General features: G+C 66.8%; 18 protein-coding genes. 9 read left to right on the top strand and 9 right to left on the bottom strand.

Annotated elements, in window-relative coordinates; genetic code table 11:
- Nucleotides 1-61 precede the first annotated feature (61 nt).
- Complete coding sequence (locus IEW02_RS00395; protein WP_188542750.1) at nucleotides 62-631, bottom strand: nucleotidyltransferase family protein; 570 nt, start codon at nucleotides 629-631, stop codon at nucleotides 62-64.
- Nucleotides 615-1289: a TMEM165/GDT1 family protein gene (locus IEW02_RS00390; RefSeq protein WP_188542749.1), complete on the bottom strand. Its 675-nt coding sequence runs from the start codon at nucleotides 1287-1289 to the stop codon at nucleotides 615-617. The genes IEW02_RS00395 and IEW02_RS00390 overlap by 17 nt, the downstream gene beginning before the upstream one ends.
- Before the next feature lie 589 nt (nucleotides 1290-1878).
- On the opposite strand from IEW02_RS00390, the gene IEW02_RS00385 reads away from it, so the two are divergent.
- On the top strand, nucleotides 1879-2370 hold the full coding sequence (locus IEW02_RS00385) for a nucleoside deaminase (RefSeq protein ID WP_188542748.1): 492 nt from the start codon (nucleotides 1879-1881) through the stop codon (nucleotides 2368-2370).
- Between the two features lie 3 nt (nucleotides 2371-2373).
- Here the strand turns inward: IEW02_RS00385 and IEW02_RS00380 are convergent, their stop codons facing one another.
- A complete protein-coding gene (locus IEW02_RS00380) occupies nucleotides 2374-2892 on the bottom strand; it encodes a peptidase (protein WP_188542747.1) in 519 nt (172 codons plus the stop codon).
- A 164-nt stretch (nucleotides 2893-3056) separates the two neighbouring features.
- Nucleotides 3057-3680 carry a superoxide dismutase gene (locus IEW02_RS00375; RefSeq protein WP_188542746.1) on the bottom strand — a complete coding sequence of 208 codons (624 nt, stop codon included), beginning with the start codon at nucleotides 3678-3680 and terminating at the stop codon, nucleotides 3057-3059.
- A gap of 131 nt (nucleotides 3681-3811) precedes the next feature.
- On the opposite strand from IEW02_RS00375, the gene IEW02_RS00370 reads away from it, so the two are divergent.
- Entirely contained in the window at nucleotides 3812-4912 is a 1101-nt protein-coding gene (locus tag IEW02_RS00370) for an acyltransferase family protein (protein WP_229745702.1), read from the top strand.
- Here IEW02_RS00370 and IEW02_RS00365 read toward each other — a convergent pair.
- Nucleotides 4896-5819 (bottom strand): LLM class F420-dependent oxidoreductase, encoded by a 924-nt coding sequence (locus tag IEW02_RS00365; RefSeq protein ID WP_188542745.1) that lies wholly within the window; start codon nucleotides 5817-5819, stop codon nucleotides 4896-4898. The genes IEW02_RS00370 and IEW02_RS00365 overlap by 17 nt on opposite strands.
- A gap of 181 nt (nucleotides 5820-6000) precedes the next feature.
- On the opposite strand from IEW02_RS00365, the gene IEW02_RS00360 reads away from it, so the two are divergent.
- From IEW02_RS00360 to IEW02_RS00345, 4 genes are read left to right on the top strand one after another with little or no spacing between them, the layout of a single operon-like run.
- Nucleotides 6001-6342, top strand: coding sequence for a rhodanese-like domain-containing protein (locus IEW02_RS00360; protein WP_188542744.1), 342 nt, complete (start codon nucleotides 6001-6003; stop codon nucleotides 6340-6342).
- Between the two features lie 7 nt (nucleotides 6343-6349).
- On the top strand, nucleotides 6350-7234 hold the full coding sequence (locus IEW02_RS00355) for a DUF4328 domain-containing protein (RefSeq protein ID WP_188542743.1): 885 nt from the start codon (nucleotides 6350-6352) through the stop codon (nucleotides 7232-7234).
- The gene (locus IEW02_RS00350) at nucleotides 7231-7989 is read left to right on the top strand and encodes a glycerophosphodiester phosphodiesterase (RefSeq protein ID WP_188542742.1); all 759 of its coding nucleotides are present in this window, start codon (nucleotides 7231-7233) and stop codon (nucleotides 7987-7989) included. Before IEW02_RS00355 ends, IEW02_RS00350 begins: the two co-directional genes overlap by 4 nt.
- A gap of 11 nt (nucleotides 7990-8000) precedes the next feature.
- Nucleotides 8001-8906: a DUF5926 family protein gene (locus IEW02_RS00345; protein ID WP_229745701.1), complete on the top strand. Its 906-nt coding sequence runs from the start codon at nucleotides 8001-8003 to the stop codon at nucleotides 8904-8906.
- On the opposite strand, the gene IEW02_RS00340 is transcribed toward IEW02_RS00345, so the two are convergent.
- The 4 genes from IEW02_RS00340 to IEW02_RS00325 form a co-directional block, all read right to left on the bottom strand.
- The gene (locus tag IEW02_RS00340) at nucleotides 8907-9452 is read right to left on the bottom strand and encodes a ferritin (protein WP_188542740.1); all 546 of its coding nucleotides are present in this window, start codon (nucleotides 9450-9452) and stop codon (nucleotides 8907-8909) included.
- Nucleotides 9453-9469: 17 nt separating this feature from the next.
- Nucleotides 9470-10723 carry an LCP family protein gene (locus IEW02_RS00335; protein ID WP_188542739.1) on the bottom strand — a complete coding sequence of 418 codons (1254 nt, stop codon included), beginning with the start codon at nucleotides 10721-10723 and terminating at the stop codon, nucleotides 9470-9472.
- 20 nt (nucleotides 10724-10743) lie between these two features.
- The gene (locus tag IEW02_RS00330) at nucleotides 10744-11508 is read right to left on the bottom strand and encodes a CPBP family intramembrane glutamic endopeptidase (RefSeq protein ID WP_229745820.1); all 765 of its coding nucleotides are present in this window, start codon (nucleotides 11506-11508) and stop codon (nucleotides 10744-10746) included.
- A 75-nt stretch (nucleotides 11509-11583) separates the two neighbouring features.
- Nucleotides 11584-12321 (bottom strand): DUF2470 domain-containing protein, encoded by a 738-nt coding sequence (locus IEW02_RS00325; RefSeq protein ID WP_188542737.1) that lies wholly within the window; start codon nucleotides 12319-12321, stop codon nucleotides 11584-11586.
- Nucleotides 12322-12414: 93 nt separating this feature from the next.
- Between IEW02_RS00325 and IEW02_RS00320 the strand changes: the two genes are divergently transcribed.
- The 3 genes from IEW02_RS00320 to IEW02_RS00310 are packed head-to-tail and all read left to right on the top strand — an operon-like array spanning nucleotide 12415 to nucleotide 14609.
- On the top strand, nucleotides 12415-13020 hold the full coding sequence (locus IEW02_RS00320; protein ID WP_229745819.1) for a hypothetical protein: 606 nt from the start codon (nucleotides 12415-12417) through the stop codon (nucleotides 13018-13020).
- A 9-nt stretch (nucleotides 13021-13029) separates the two neighbouring features.
- On the top strand, nucleotides 13030-13950 hold the full coding sequence (pheA, locus tag IEW02_RS00315; protein WP_268236685.1) for a prephenate dehydratase: 921 nt from the start codon (nucleotides 13030-13032) through the stop codon (nucleotides 13948-13950).
- A complete protein-coding gene (locus tag IEW02_RS00310) occupies nucleotides 13947-14609 on the top strand; it encodes a histidine phosphatase family protein (RefSeq protein WP_188542735.1) in 663 nt (220 codons plus the stop codon). Before pheA ends, IEW02_RS00310 begins: the two co-directional genes overlap by 4 nt.

The raw sequence follows: 14609 nt of genomic DNA, 5'->3' as shown, positions 1-14609 counted from the left end.
TGAGGTTCCCTTCGTCGCTGAATTCTTCAGATAGCTGACAGTTCCAGTAGCTGACAGTTTTTCAGGGCCAGCCTACGACGGACACTCCCGGCCACTCCCGCGCCCACCGTGCGGCTTTCGCTTCGAAGACCTCACGGGTTGCGAGCGCCGTGTTGGGCCGGACGACGCGGTCGAACAGGTCGGCGTACCCGAACGGGGCGTAGACGGAGAAGGCGCCGTCGGGTTCCCTGCGCACGCCGTAGGAACAGACCGGGGAGGCGAAGTGGTCGATCGCGTTCTCGCACGAGCTGAATTGCACGCCCGGCTTCCCGAACTTCTTCTCGTACCAAAGATGTACGCGCGCTTGATTTCTCACCTCTACGTCGACGCCGAGGTCGGCGAACAGGTCGCGTGCGCTTGCGATCACGGCGTCCTCGGCCTCGTACGAGAGGTCGGTGTCGAAGTAGAAGAAGTCGTAGTCGTTGATCCCCGCGCCGGGATCTCGCCCGTCCAGGTGGTTCCACACCGTCTGGAACACCGCGCCCGCGGCGAGGTACCAGGCGGGTTGGCCGAGTTCGCCGCCGCGTTCGAGAATTGCGGCGTTGACCGGGTTGGTCAGGACCGCCGCGAGGAACTCAGGACGCGTCGACACGGGTGCGCTCGACCGACATTCGCCACCACGTCAGCGCGCTGCCGACGACGAACGTTGCGACGGCTGCGATAACGCCGATCGACGTCTCGGGGTAGAGACCCTCGAGCACCAGCCAGACCCCGAAGACGAAGAACAACGTGGCCGCTCCGTACTGAATGAGCCGCTCCGGAAGGTGCTTGCCGAGCACCGCCCCGACCACGATGGCGAGGGCGTCGGCCGCGACCATGCCCACGGTCGAACCGATCCAGACGCCGACCCAGTTGTTGTCGGACGCGAGGGTGACGGTGGCCAGCATAGTCTTGTCGCCGAGTTCGGCGAGGAAGAAGGCCGACGCGACGGCGAAGAACGCGGACTTGGTGACCTTGTCGGCCTTGGTGGTCTCGTCGTCGCTGAGTGAGTCCCCGCGCAGGGTCCACAGGCCGAAGACGAGAAAGGCGATGCCGCCGACGATGCCGATGAGGTTCGTGGGCAACGACAGGCCGAGGAAGTGGCCGACGGCCACCGAGACCAAGTGGACGATGGTCGTGGCGACCGTGATGGCAGAGATGACGACCCACCAGCGGTACTTGAGGGCGAACGTCATGGCCATGAGCTGGGACTTGTCGCCGAGCTCGGCGACGAAGATGACACCGAAACTGAGCAGTAGGGCAGCGAACATCGAATCCTCCAGAAGACACTTCGGTCAGGGACCGAAGGTCTCGCCCACCCAGCTGCCAACTGGGTTCACCGCACCGGGCGCAAGGCCAGTATGTCGACGCGGTGATTGGGGGCTACTCCCCTTCGCTGAATACGACAATAAAGTTGCGTTCGCGAAAGTGCAACTCTCGCAATAAGTTTGGGGACCCAAACTCTGTTCTGAGGGTACCCTCGGCTTTCGGTCCGATGGGTAAGGCGCGGACATCCAACGAGGAACACCGTGCAGCAGGTCTGAACTCCGCGGTCGAGTGTGTCCCGACTGACTCGGGTTGTATTCCAGCGCGGTGGTCCGGAAAATTACCGGATGGCCCGGTACTGGAACGCCCGCGTCCGGGAAGGAAATCCTCGCCCTGGTCGACGGCAGCAGCGGATTCTCACTATCGCTGGTCTGATCTTTCTCGCAGCCTTTTTCGGTGCGCAGGGCGCCCTCGGGTGGGTGCTTCTGCTGTCACCGTTCCTTGCACTCGGACTTGCTCTGCGGTTGCTGTGGCGCGCATGGAGAAAGAAAACGCCTGTAGCCGGCAGGATGACCTGAGCAGCAGAATGGGTGCATGAGCTTTCCGAGTCACGACGATCTCGTGCACATTCGTCGCTGCGTCGAGTTGGCGCGCGAAGCGCTCGATGCCGGCGATGAGCCGTTCGGTTCGGTGCTCGTCGACGCAGACGGCCGAGTGCTCTTCGAGGATCGGAATCGGGTGAGCGGCGGTGATGCCACCCGCCACCCCGAGCTCACCATCGTGGAGTGGGCGGTGGCCAACCTCAGCGCCGACGCCCGCACACGCACAACCGTCTACACCTCGGGCGAGCACTGCGCGATGTGCTCGGCGGCGCACGCGTGGGTCGGACTCGGCGACACCGTCGTCGCGGTGACGGGCGCTCAGCTCAGCGCATGGCTCGCCGAATGGGACGCGCCGCCGGGTCCGGTGGCGCCGCTGTCCATCGGAGATGTGGCGCCGTCGATCGGTGTTCGCGGGCCGGTCGGCGACGTCGAGGCCGAGATGCGCTCGCTCCACCGTCGGAACGCTGGTCTCCCGGCGGAGTGACAGTCAGGACGCGAGCAGCATGGCCAGAACTGCGGTGTCGGGATCACTGATCGGGTCGAGACCGACCCGGCTCACCATGGACGTCACAGTTCCGTCGGCCTCGGCTTCCACCCACGCCGCACGGTGATCGAGTCCGAGGTGCGGTAGTCCCGGGAGCAGTACGCACCCCGACGCCGCGCCCACGCATTCCGGGAGGGACGGCATCGTCTCCGACGGGGGATGGAGCATGAGGAGCGCGGACGGTTGACGGCCCGCGAAACGGCCTGGCGCAACGGCAGATTCGCCGATCACGGGCCCTTCCGCCATGACGAGACCGATGGTGCCGGGCTGGGGGTCGTCGGGCAGTTCCTCGCGTACCCCGAACACGGTCGACGTGCCGAGAAGGCCGGGGGTCGATACGACACGAACAGTGAAGGCCAGGAACTGCGCCCATTCCTTCGTGGTGTTCGGCCAGCGACCCGACACGACGAACCCGCGCAGATCTCCGGCCGAATGGAAGGGGGCGACACCGATGCTGGTCATGGCAGTTACTCCTCGCGCGCGAACCGAACCGACTCGCGGGCTCCGTTGCCCGTACGTGAAGTAACCATGAACACCACCTGGCACACAAGCCCCTGGGAGTGCCACCTTCCGTGAACGACGACAGCCGCGCCCCGGTAGGGACGCGGCTGTCGAGTCACAACGAGCTACGGGAAGATGAGCCCCGAGGTCTGCGACGTCGCGGCGGCGAAGCGCTGCTGAACGTCGGCCCAGTTGACGACGTTCCAGAACGCCTTCACGTAGTCGGCCTTGACGTTCTTGTACTGCAGGTAGAAGGCGTGCTCCCACATGTCGACCTGCAGCAGCGGAATGATGCCGAGCGGCACGTTGGCCTGCTGGTCGTACAGCTGGAACGTGAGCAGCTTCTTGCCGAGGGTGTCGTAGCCCAGCACGGCCCAGCCGGATCCCTGCAGACCGTTGGCGGCGGCGGTGAACTGCGCGCGGAACTTGTCGAACGATCCGAACTGATCGTCGATCGCGGCTGCGAGTTCACCCTCGGGCTTGTCGCCACCGTTGGGGGAGAGGTTCTTCCACCAGATGGAGTGGTTCACGTGACCACCGAGGTGGAACGCGAGGTTCTTCTCGTACAGGAAGATCGCGCCGTGATCTTCCTTGTCACGCGCTTCCGCGAGCTTGTCGATAGCGGTGTTCACGCCGGCAACGTAGGTGGCGTGGTGCTTCGAGTGGTGAAGCTCGTTGATCTGTCCCGAAATGTGCGGCTCGAGTGCCGCATAGTCGTAATCGAGGTCGGGCAGTGTGTACTCGGACACGTGGTTCCCTTCTCTTCTTCGTAAATGCTGAACAGCTGCGGATGTACCCAGCCAATCCCATTCGTACACCACGCGCAACAACACACCGCCGAGGTCCGCGGGAAAGTGAACGGGACCTTACAATCGGCTGAATGTCTGCCGCCGCCGTCCCCCGCATCGAATTCACGGGGGTGAACCTGCTCCGGGCGGGTGCGGTGCTGGCGGTCGTCTACTCGCATATTTCCTATTACCTGGTCGACGACCTGCAGACCAGCTGGTGGCTCATCGACGGTGTCGCGTTCGGACTGGTGAGATACGGCGGACTCAATCAGCATCTGTCGTTCGTCGGGGTCGCGTTCTTCATGATCCTGACCGGCTTGGTGTCCACGGCCTCCGCGATGCGCCACCCACCGCGGCAGTATCTTCTCGCGCGAGGAGCCCGGCTCGTCCCCGTGTTCTGGTTCGCGGTCGCGCTCGCCATCCTCTTGGTGGCGCTCGGTGTCAACGGCATGTTCTCCCGCCAGGACGGCATCGGCGTCGGAGACGCCGCCGGGAGCTTCTTCCTTCTGGGGTTCTTTCACCGTCCCGAGGTGGTCGTACTCGGGGTCACCTGGACGCTCAGCGTGCAGATTCTGTTCTACCTGTACTGCGTGGCGACGCGGAAACTGCTTCTGACCCGCCCCATCGTGCCGCCGCTGCTCGGCGCATTCCTGTGCGTCGTCGTGCTCGTCTACACCGCGAACGTGCCGGTCGAGTACACCGTCCCCATGCTCGACAAGATTGCGGCGACTCTGCCCACGGTCTTCCTCGGGCAGATCTTCTACCTGGCGTGGGCGCGGCTGGTGTCGTGGCGGTGGGCCGTGGTCGCGGGCCTCGCCCAGTTCGAAGCCATTCGGTACGCGACGGACACGGACGCGTTCCACGTCGGTCAGCACGCCCATCTGTGGACGGTGCTGCTGATCGCCGGGACGGTGCTTCTGCTCGCGCGGTACGACGGCCGACCGGCCCGGTCTCGGGTCGTCCACTGGCTGGCGACTCGCAGCTACACGATCTACCTCGTGCACACGCTGATCCTGTACCGGGCGTACGCGCTGCTCGCTCCGCACGTCGGGTCGACGGTTGCGGTGGCCGTGTTCCTGCTGATCACCGGTGTGGTCGCCGACGCGATGTACCGGTGGGTGGAAGTCCCCGCCGCGCGCGCGATCGTCACGCGCTGGGCGGGGCGACGCACCGACGTCACAGCTGCGGCATGACCTCGCTCGCGACGAGCTCGAGCTGGTCGATGTCCGACAGGTCCATCGTCTGCAGGTAGATCCGCGACGAACCGAGCTCGGCGTAGGTGCCGATCTTGTCGACTATCTCGGCGGGGGACCCGGCGGCGCCGTTGGCGCGCAGCTCGTCGACCTCACGGCCCAGAACGTTTGCGCGCCGGGCGATGTCGGCCTCGGTGGTGCCGCAGCACAGGACGAGTGCGTTGGAGAAGATCATCGACTCGGGATCGCGCCCGGCAGACGTACACGCAGCGCGCACACGATCGAACTGCGTCTGCGCGGCGTCCGTCGAGGCGAACGGAAGATTGAATTCGTCGGCGTACCGAGCCGCGAGTTCGGGGGTGCGCTTCTTGCCCATACCGCCGATCACGACGGGCGGGATCGACTGTGCCGGCTTGGGGAGCGCCGGTGAATCGGTGATCGGGTAGTGCTGGCCGTCGAAGGTGAACGTCTCGCCGACGGGCGTCTTCCACAGTCCGGTGACGACCGCGAGGGCTTCTTCGAATCGGTCGAATCGCTCGCCGACGGACGGGAACGGAATGCCGTACGCAGCGTGCTCCTCGGCGAACCACCCGGCGCCGAGCCCGAGCTCGACCCGGCCGCCGCTCATGGCGTCGACCTGAGCGACCGAGATGGCGAGAGGTCCGGGGTAGCGGAAGGTCGCCGACGTGACCAGGGTGCCGAGCCGGATGGTCGAGGTGTCACGCGCGAGCCCGGCGAGGGTGATCCATGCGTCGGTGGGACCGGGGAGGCCGTCGCCGCTCATTGCCAGGTAGTGGTCGGATCGAAAGAACGCTCCGTAGCCGAGGTCCTCGGCGGCCTTGGCGACGCGCAGCAGCTCGTCGTACGTCGCGCCCTGTTGTGGTTCGGTGAAAACACGCAGTTCCATACGGCCGACAGTAGCGGGGCCCAATACCGGACCGAGGGGTCTGGGGATGGAAACCTGCGCGTTACCGGTTTCTGTGGATCGACCTGTGGAAACTGGGGATAACTGCATGTTGTGGCGGCAAGGTCGGAATTCGAGGCGCCGTCGGTGGCACGGCAAACGCGCGTCGTGACAGGATCGTGAAGTGACCTCAGGAGGCGTACCGACGGTGCACGTCGGAGATGTGCCGGAACCGTCGTCGACGGCGATTCTGCTCGACGTACGCGAGAACGACGAATGGGAGCAAGGACACGCCCCGGGCGCGATCCACATCCCGTTGGCGGATGTGCCGACCCGCATGGGTGAGCTCGACCCCGACGCCGATCTCTACGTCGTCTGCAAGGGCGGCGGCCGATCCGCACAGGCAGTGCGGTTTCTGCTGCACTCGGGAGTCGAAGCGACCAACGTCGACGGCGGCATGGTGGCGTGGCAGCAGGCCGGCCGCCCGCTGATCACGGACGACGGCCGTCCCGCGTCGGTGTACTGACCCGGCCGTGAGTTACTTCCAGGTGTGCGCGCGCTGCGGTACCCGCTGGGCGGTCGGCGCAGCCCCCGCGACGTGGTGCCGCCGCTGCAACGGCGTACTACTGGCTCCGGTACGCGATGGCGGCCGGGCGCCCGTCCACAGTTTCAGGTGGGTTGCTCGCAGTCCGATCCCGTCGCGTCCGCGCAGGCGCACCGCCGCCCCGAAGCCCACCCCGTCCTACCGCGAGACGCCGCAGTGGGGATTGCGCGACACACCCCGCACGCCGCCGACACCGACGCAGACACCACTGGAATCGATGGCGGGCAGAGCGCCACGGCTCCTTGTCGCCGCCACCGTGTTGCTCGTCGCGGCGGCGCTCGCCGAGTTCTTTCGGTTCGGGGTGTTGCTGCAGAACCGCTCGCAGCTGATTTCACCGCTGGAGCTCGTCCTGTCCGACGCCGCCGAGCTCTGCCTGTCGGTGCTGTCGGTCGTCGTGGGCGCGCTCGCCATCCTGGCGTGCGTCTGCTGGCTTCGGGTGGCTCGCCGCGAGATGTTCGCGGCGGCCGGTGAACTGGATCCGCGGCGCTGGTGGGTCATCGTCGTCGGGTCGCTCCTGCCCGTACTGAATCTGGTGATGCCCGGCGTGTTCCTGACCGAGCTGACACGCCACCCGATCGTTCGATGGTGGTGGACCGCGTGGGTCGTCAACTGGTTCGTGGTCGTCGGTGTGTTGCTGTGGCGCCTGCGCGACGGGCTGCAGGCGCAGGCGTACGGCGTCCTGTTCACCGGGTTCGCGGATCTGGTCGCGGCCGGAACTGCGGTCGTCACGCTTCTCGTGATCCGGCGCGTACAGGACCGGAGCGTGCGCGGGCGCGAACGAGAGATCACTCGGTGGACGGTGGCGGTCGGATGACTCCCCTGGTCGTAGCCCACCGCGGGGCGTCCGGGGAACGGCCCGAACACACCCTCGCCGCGTACGAGCAAGCGTTGCGGGAAGGCGCGGACGGGCTCGAATGCGACGTCCGGCTGACGAGGGACGGCAAGGTGGTGTGCGTGCACGACCGCACCATCGACCGCACGTCCAACGGCACCGGGATCGTCAGCGCGATGACGTACGAATCGCTCAACGGGTTCGACTACGGAACCGCGGACGACCCCGCGAACGTACTGCTGCTCTCCGAGCTCATCGAGCTCGTCCTGGACTGGAAGACCAAGCCCGCCAAGATCTTCATCGAGACCAAACACCCGGTGCGCTACGGCGGTCTGATCGAGAACACCGTGCTCGCGGAGCTCCATCGCTTCGGTATCGCTCGCCCGGGCTCGGCGACACTGTCACGAGCGGTGATCATGTCGTTCGCCCCGTCGGCGGTCTGGCGCATTCGCCGAGCCGCACCTCTGCTCCCGACGGTTCTGCTCGGCAGTGCATCCCGCTACGTGGGCGGCGGTGCCGCGACGACCGTCGGCGCCACGGCGATCGGTCCGTCGATCCGCACGCTGCGCGAGCACCCCGACCTCGTCGACCGCGCCGCGGCGGCCGGACGTGCGACGTACTGCTGGACGGTCGACGACCGCGCCGACCTCGAGTACTGCCGCGACACCGGCGTCCGCTGGGTGGCGACGAACCACCCCGGCCGAACCTTGGCGTGGCTGGACAGCGCCGCGCTGTAAGTTCAGTGCTCGTGGGTAAGAGCAAGAGAAACAGTGGACCGAAGCAAGGCAGCGCACGCAAGGAGCTCGAGGAGCAGCGGAAGGCGGAGCGCGAGGCCCTCGCCGCAGCGCCGGTGCGGCCGTTCGAAGGACTGGCGTTCGAGTGCGATCTGATCGCACTCCGCGAGTTCGTGGCCTCGGCGACGGCTCCACTCCCGGTCACCGACACGTCCCGGTCGTTCACGCTGGCAAGTGTTCTCCCGGGAGCTGTCGCAGCGCTGGTCCGTGACTCCTCCGGCGACGCCGAGGCGTTCGTCGCCCTGCAGGTACAGGTGCAGTCGAACGATCTCTCCCTAGACGTCGGCACGTCCATCGACTGGGCCAAGACCGCCGAGCCCGGTCAGTCGTTGAAGGCCGGAACCGCAGACGGCCCGCGGCTGATCGACGTGGTCGACGGATCGGCCCCGCTCGACATCACCGTGCACAAGGACTTCGGCTGGTGGATCCCCGAGGGCACCACCCCGGACGACGACGTCGCCGCCACGATCGAACAGGCCAACTCGGCCATCCTTCCGTCCGCCCGCATCACCGCCGACGGAGTCAGCGCGGCGTACTGGGTCGACGCCGGCGACAAGGCGCACCTGCGGTGGGTCCGCCCGGAGGACGAGGACGCCCTGATGCACGCGCTCGCCCGTCTGCAGTCGGCCGGTCACCTCGACCTCGGTGAGGGATCGCGGTTCGCGGGATCGTTCCGCACGCACGGCCTGTTGGTTCCGGTGTTCGATCTGGACCCGGAGCTTCACCCCGACGAATGGGCAACCGGCACACAGGAATTGGGCCGTCGACTCGACGAGGCTCTCGCCGACACGACGCCGATGACGACCGACGAACGACGCGCGCGTGACGGCCTGCGGAGCCGTCAGGTCACGCTGCGGTAATCAGGCCATTCCGCCGGCGGCGCGGGGGGCGCCGACGGACGCGTCGCCGGCCTTGTTCATTTCGCGGGCCACGAAGTCCTCGATGTGGAAAAGATTGTCGCCGGCGCGGTCGACGATGGTGAGCAGCGTCGTCATCGCCGCCATCTCCTCGATCTGCTCGGCGAGGAACCACTGCATGAACTGCTCGCCGAGGTAGTCCCCGGTGTCGCGTGCCGTGCGGGCCAGCGTCGTGATCTGCTCGGTCACCTTCTGTTCCTGCGCCAACGCCAGCTCGACCGGCTCGCGGACCTTGGAGAACTCGTGGACGACGTCGTCGACCCCGGGGACACGGACCTCGAGATCCTTGTCGAGCAGGTACTGGATCATCATCATCGCGTGGCCGCGCTCCTCGTTCGCCTGGGCGTAGAAGCGGGCGGCGAGCTGAGGCAGGTCGGCACCGTCGAAGTAGACGGCGATGGCGATGTACTGCTGCGACGCGGTGAACTCGTGGCGTACCTGCTCGCGCAGCAAGACGTGGAAATCGCTGTTCTGCATGGCGCTGGTCATGGAGAGCAGGTTACCCGTCAGCCCGACGTTCTCAGCTCGGGAGGAATCTGCTGATCGTCGGCGAGTAATTGAAAGAACTGGGACGCACGATCGCGGTCGGAGAGCAATACGTTGCCCGATCCGTCGACGTCCTCGAAACCGCTGACCGGAATCGTCGTGGTGACCATCTCCCCGCGCAGGGCCCACCCGAGTGCGGCGAGGTTCCAGATGTGGTCGCCGTCGTCGACCGTCAGCGACTTCACCGTGTCGCTCACGAGCGGCAGCACCCGGAAGGGGTTGATCAGCGTCCACGGGCTCGTCGCCTTCGACAGCAGCGCCGAGAGGAACAGACGCTGGTTGTTCATGCGGTCGAGGTCGGCGAGCGCGGTGGCGCGGCTGCGGACGAAGCCGAGGGCCTGCGGCCCGGACAGCGTCTGGCAGCCGGCGGCGACGTTCAGACCTGCGAGGGGGTCGTCGATGGCGTAGGGCACGCAGACGTCCACGCCGCCGATCGCGTCGACCATTCCGGCGAAGCCGCCGAACCCGACCTCGGCGTAGTGGTCGATGTGCAGTCCGGTCGCGTTCTCGACGGTCTGGACGGTGAGCGGTGCGCCGCCGATGGCGAAGGAGGCATTGAGCTTGTCGGTGCCGTTGCCGGGGATGGGGACGTACCAGTCGCGCGGCAGGCTGACCATGGTGGTCGGACCGGACCGGGGAATGTGGATCAGCAGGAGAGTGTCGGTGCGTCCGTTGCCGACTTCGCCGCCGGTCGCGAGCTGCGCTTCCTGGTCGTCGGTCAGCCCGGCGCGGCTGTCGGATCCGACGACGAGCCAGTTGGTGCCCGGCGTGTCGCCGCCGCGCCCCTCGTAGTCGGTCAGGGCGTCGACGCGGGTGAGGGAGGTGTCGGCCCAGACGCCGGCCCCGACGATCAGCAGAAGCAGAACGAGCAGGGCGACGCCGATTCGGCGACCCCAGTGTCGTCGTTTCCGAGGCTTCCTGACGGGCGGAGCGGCTGGCGGTTCACGCCGGGGTGGTTCTCGGTAGGGCTGGGGCTGACGGTATTGCTGTGGTTCGCGGTACTGCTGGGGGCGGTCGTAGGGATCAGGGCGATGCGGGGGCGGGGCGTCGGACCACGCGCGGGGGATCTCGTTGGGGCGCTGCGCAGGTCTCGGCTGGTTCGACCGGGGCGTCTGATTCGGCCGGGGCGTCTGATTCGGCCGGGGCGTTTGATTCGACCATTGGGGTGGGCCACCGCGCCGACGTGCGATGGGTGGTTCCTCACGGTCGTTCATCCGAGCAACTGTAATCGCGCTCAGCCGGGGAGCCAGGAAACATGGCCGCGGAGCAGGCTGAAACCGACGAACGCCACCACGTCGATCAGCGCATGGGCGATCACCAGCGGCCACAGTCGGCCCGTCTTCTGGAAGTACCGGCCGAAGATGAGGCCCATGACCAGGTTGCCCACTCCACCGCCGAGTCCTTGGTACAGGTGATAGCTACCGCGCAGCAGCGCCGACGCGGCCAGGGACTTGTTCGACGACCAGCCGAGAGCCTTCAGGCGCGAGATGAGATACGCGACCACGACGACCTCTTCGGCGAACGAGTTCGCGACCGCAGAGAGCGTGAGGGTGACGGGCCGCCACCAGTAGTCGTCGACGGTGCTCGGCAGGACGGTTGCGTTGAATCCGAGCGCACGGGCCACCAGATAGAACGCGAGACCGGGAATCCCGATGCCGGCGGCGAGGAGCACTCCGTGCAGGATGTCCTTGCGCTTTGCCCGTGCGAGACCGACCGCCTTGGGTCCGATTCCGCTGCGCCACAACAGGTACAGACCCAACGCGCCCCACGCGGCCAGTCGTGCGATACCGAGGAGTTGTCGCAGCAGGTCGATGATGCCGAGATTCGACTGAGTGACATTGATGGCGACGGTTTGATCGCTGAGCGAGCCCGGTTGCATCGCCGACTCGATCAGCGACAGCACACTCGATGCGCCGCTGAGCGCGAACGTCACCACGAGAACGACCGCAATCTCGATGCGGATGGAGCGTGGTGATTCGGTCGGGGTCACGGTGTCGATTATGCGGCTGCGCCACACGGGTGTGAGAAAGCGTGCAGGAGGACTCTTTTTCACACCCGTGTGGCGCAGCCGCCCTCAGTCGCGGGCGCGCAGACCGTTCAGGAACGGGCACCCCATGAGGACGCGAATTGCTTGGCTGAGCCCCGCGACGTCGTCGACCGGCGCGGCGAAGGGAATGCGCACGTCGTTGTCACCGTGCGGACCTTCGACACGGAGCCGAACGCCGTAGCGGTCTATGCCGAGCGGGCGGGCGACACCTTGACGCATGGACGGCGGAAGCCGTCGTGCGATCTTCGCGACGAGTTCCGAGTGGTCGCTGTCGAGATGCTGGAGCCACTCCGTCTCGACTTCCCAGAACGGGTCGGGCTCGGCACGCAGCAGGTCCTCGACCGGAACGGGTTCGGCGCCCGAACCGTCGGCCACGACGACAGAGTTGATGATGAGGCGGAGCAGAGTGCCGGTGTGGCCGACGTCGAGCAGTCCGGGGTGGGGGTACTCAGCAGCGACAGCCGACGCGACGGGCCGCACGACCGAGTCGGGGACCCGGCGGAGGTCACCGCTGATCCAGACGAGGGACCGCACCCGTTCCCGCAGGTCGACGGGTGCGTGGTCGGTGAGTTCGAGCACGGCGGGCCCGCCGACGGTCGATCCAGCAGGGACGACGAGCACCATCTCGCCCGGCGAGCGCAGATGGTGGACCGACGTGACGGCGGGGGCGCTGCCCTCGACGGCCAGTACGGCATGCTCCGCCCGCAGGCAGGCGCTGCGTACACGTTCGGCGGTGGACGGGCCGAGGGTGGCGACGCTGGTCATGCGACCTCCAGAAGCGTTAGTTAGGTATGGCTAACGTAAGTTACCGGGTTCGTATCCGCAAGAGCTGCGTCTAGAGTCGGCTGGGTGCCGACGATGCTGACCTTGGGTGTGCGGCCTCGGCGCGACCCGCGAGCGCTGTTCGAAGAACTCCTCTGGCCCAGCGCTGCCGAGGCTGCCGTTCACCCGATGATCGGACCCGCTGTCACGCCGATGTCCCTCGAAGTGGACCCTTCGACTCTCGCACTCGCCGATGTCGATCGTCTGACCGTCGATGTTCCGGCGGACCTGCTCGACGACGTGCTGGCACTGCGGCTGCGGCCCTCACTGACCGTCTTCTCCCCGGGGGCGGATGTCGCGTCGATCGCCCTGGCCGGCCACACGCCCGGGTTGACTTCTGCCTCGGCCGACGAGCAGGCCGACTTCCTGGCCGTCGTCGCACACCTCGACGGCGGCTTCGTGGCAAGGTGCGCAACGGCGACCGAGGTGCTGTCGGTGATCTCGGGAACGGTGGCCGCGCTGCGCGGCGACGACATCCGCACCGGTCTGCTGAATCCGAACATCGACGTGCTCACGTCGCTGCATCCGGACGCGGCCGCCGCCACCCGCACGGTGCTGCTCGGGATCGAGACGGAACACGCCGGCGAGATCGCAACCGCGCTCGACGCCGTAATCGCCGGTGCGCGGGGGCGGACCACGTAACCTTCGGGTGTGCGCATCGCCTATTTCGGACCGTCGGGAACCTTCACCGAGATGGCGTTGGCGAAGCTCGAGGAAGCCGGTGCCTTCGGGGTTTCGGTGGAACGCGTGAGCGCCCAGAGCCCGCCGGCAACCCTCGAACTCGTGCGGGACGGCTCGGTGGACGGTGCCGTGGTTCCCATCGAGAATTCCGTCGAGGGGTCGGTGAATCCGACGCTCGACGCGTTGGTCACCGGCGACCGGCTGCAAATCATGGCCGAAACCGAGTTGGACGTGACCTTCTCCATCCTCGGGCGAGCCGGGGTGACGCTGGCCGACGCCACGTCGATTCGCGCGTATCCGGTTGCGGCGGCACAGGTGCGGCTGTGGGTGGCGAAGCACATGCCCAACGCGGTCGTGGAATTCGCGTCGTCGAACGCGGGTGCGGCCGAGGACGTGGCGGCGGGCCTGGCCGATGCCGCGGTGTCCACCGGATTGGCGGGAGTTCGTCTGGGATTGACGTCGCTCGCCGAATCCGTCGCCGACGTCGCCGGTGCTCGAACGCGGTTCGTGTACGTCACGCGGCCCCAATCACCGCCCGAGCGAACAGGTTCCGATCGAACCGCGATCGTGTTGAAGCCGGACAACGTACCCGGCATTCTGCACACCGCGCTCGCCGAGTTCGGGATGCGAGACATCGACCTCCGTTTCATCGAATCACGGCCTACCCGAACATCGTTCGGTACCTACCGGTTCTACGTCGACTGCGTGGGTCACATCGACGACTCGGAGGTCGCCGCGGCGCTGACTGCGTTGCACCGGAAGATGCCGATCCGATTCCTGGGGTCCTGGCCGTCGACGACGGAAGCGGGAGACGGTAGCGGGCCGCCGACCGACACGTTGGGCGCCGCATGGCTCGACGGTCTGCGCACCGGTCGGGACGTGGACCGATGACGGACAAGCTGATTCTGGTGCGTCACGGCCAGACCTTCTCGAACGTCGCCAAGCGGCTGGACACGTTGCCTCCCGGGGCGGCGTTGACGCCGGAGGGTCATGCTCAGGCCGCCGCGTTCGGCAAGGTCATCAGCGGCCGGACAGCAGCGGTCGTCTCGTCGATTGCGTTGCGCGCCAAGGAGACCGCCGGCTACATCGCGGAGGCGACCGGTGTTGAATTGCAGGTCGTGGACGGGTTGCAGGAAACGTACGTCGGCGAGTTCGAAGACCGAACGGACGACGAGGCGCACGAGGCCTTCCAGAACGTATATCGACGGTGGCTGGACGGTGACGTCGACGCACGGCTGAGTGGGGGCGAGTCTGCTCGTGACGTGTTCGACCGCTACCTCCCCGTGCTGGACTCTCTGCGCGACCGCACGGCTGACGGCAACGTGTACGTCGTGAGCCATGGTGCGGCAATTCGCTTGGTGGCAGCCAAGATCGGAGCGGTCGACGCCGAATTTGCCGCCGCCAACCACTTGGGCAACACGGAGACCGTCGAGCTCGTACCCACCGCCGACGGATGGGACTGCGTTCGCTGGTCGACCTTCACCCCGCCGTTCCACACGCAACCGCCCGACACTCGGGGCGTCGAGGTGCTCGACGACCCGATGGGCTGA

The organism is Rhodococcoides trifolii (assembly GCF_014635345.1).
GTDB lineage: Bacteria > Actinomycetota > Actinomycetes > Mycobacteriales > Mycobacteriaceae > Rhodococcoides > Rhodococcoides trifolii.
Note: the sequence above shows the minus strand (reverse complement) of the source record. Positions and strands in the feature narration are given on the sequence as shown.

What these genes read in the sequence shown, in the direction of transcription:
- IEW02_RS00390 (WP_188542749.1), bottom strand. Translation starts at nt 1,289, where the DNA reads ATGTTCGCTGCCCTACTGCTCAGTTTCGGTGTCATCTTCGTCGCCGAG.
- IEW02_RS00385 (WP_188542748.1), top strand. Translation starts at nt 1,879, where the DNA reads ATGAGCTTTCCGAGTCACGACGATCTCGTGCACATTCGTCGCTGCGTC.
- IEW02_RS00380 (WP_188542747.1), bottom strand. Translation starts at nt 2,892, where the DNA reads ATGACCAGCATCGGTGTCGCCCCCTTCCATTCGGCCGGAGATCTGCGC.
- IEW02_RS00370 (WP_229745702.1), top strand. Translation starts at nt 3,812, where the DNA reads ATGTCTGCCGCCGCCGTCCCCCGCATCGAATTCACGGGGGTGAACCTG.
- IEW02_RS00365 (WP_188542745.1), bottom strand. Translation starts at nt 5,819, where the DNA reads ATGGAACTGCGTGTTTTCACCGAACCACAACAGGGCGCGACGTACGAC.
- IEW02_RS00350 (WP_188542742.1), top strand. Translation starts at nt 7,231, where the DNA reads ATGACTCCCCTGGTCGTAGCCCACCGCGGGGCGTCCGGGGAACGGCCC.
- IEW02_RS00340 (WP_188542740.1), bottom strand. Translation starts at nt 9,452, where the DNA reads ATGACCAGCGCCATGCAGAACAGCGATTTCCACGTCTTGCTGCGCGAG.
- IEW02_RS00335 (WP_188542739.1), bottom strand. Translation starts at nt 10,723, where the DNA reads ATGAACGACCGTGAGGAACCACCCATCGCACGTCGGCGCGGTGGCCCA.
- IEW02_RS00325 (WP_188542737.1), bottom strand. Translation starts at nt 12,321, where the DNA reads ATGACCAGCGTCGCCACCCTCGGCCCGTCCACCGCCGAACGTGTACGC.
- IEW02_RS00320 (WP_229745819.1), top strand. Translation starts at nt 12,415, where the DNA reads ATGCTGACCTTGGGTGTGCGGCCTCGGCGCGACCCGCGAGCGCTGTTC.
- IEW02_RS00310 (WP_188542735.1), top strand. Translation starts at nt 13,947, where the DNA reads ATGACGGACAAGCTGATTCTGGTGCGTCACGGCCAGACCTTCTCGAAC.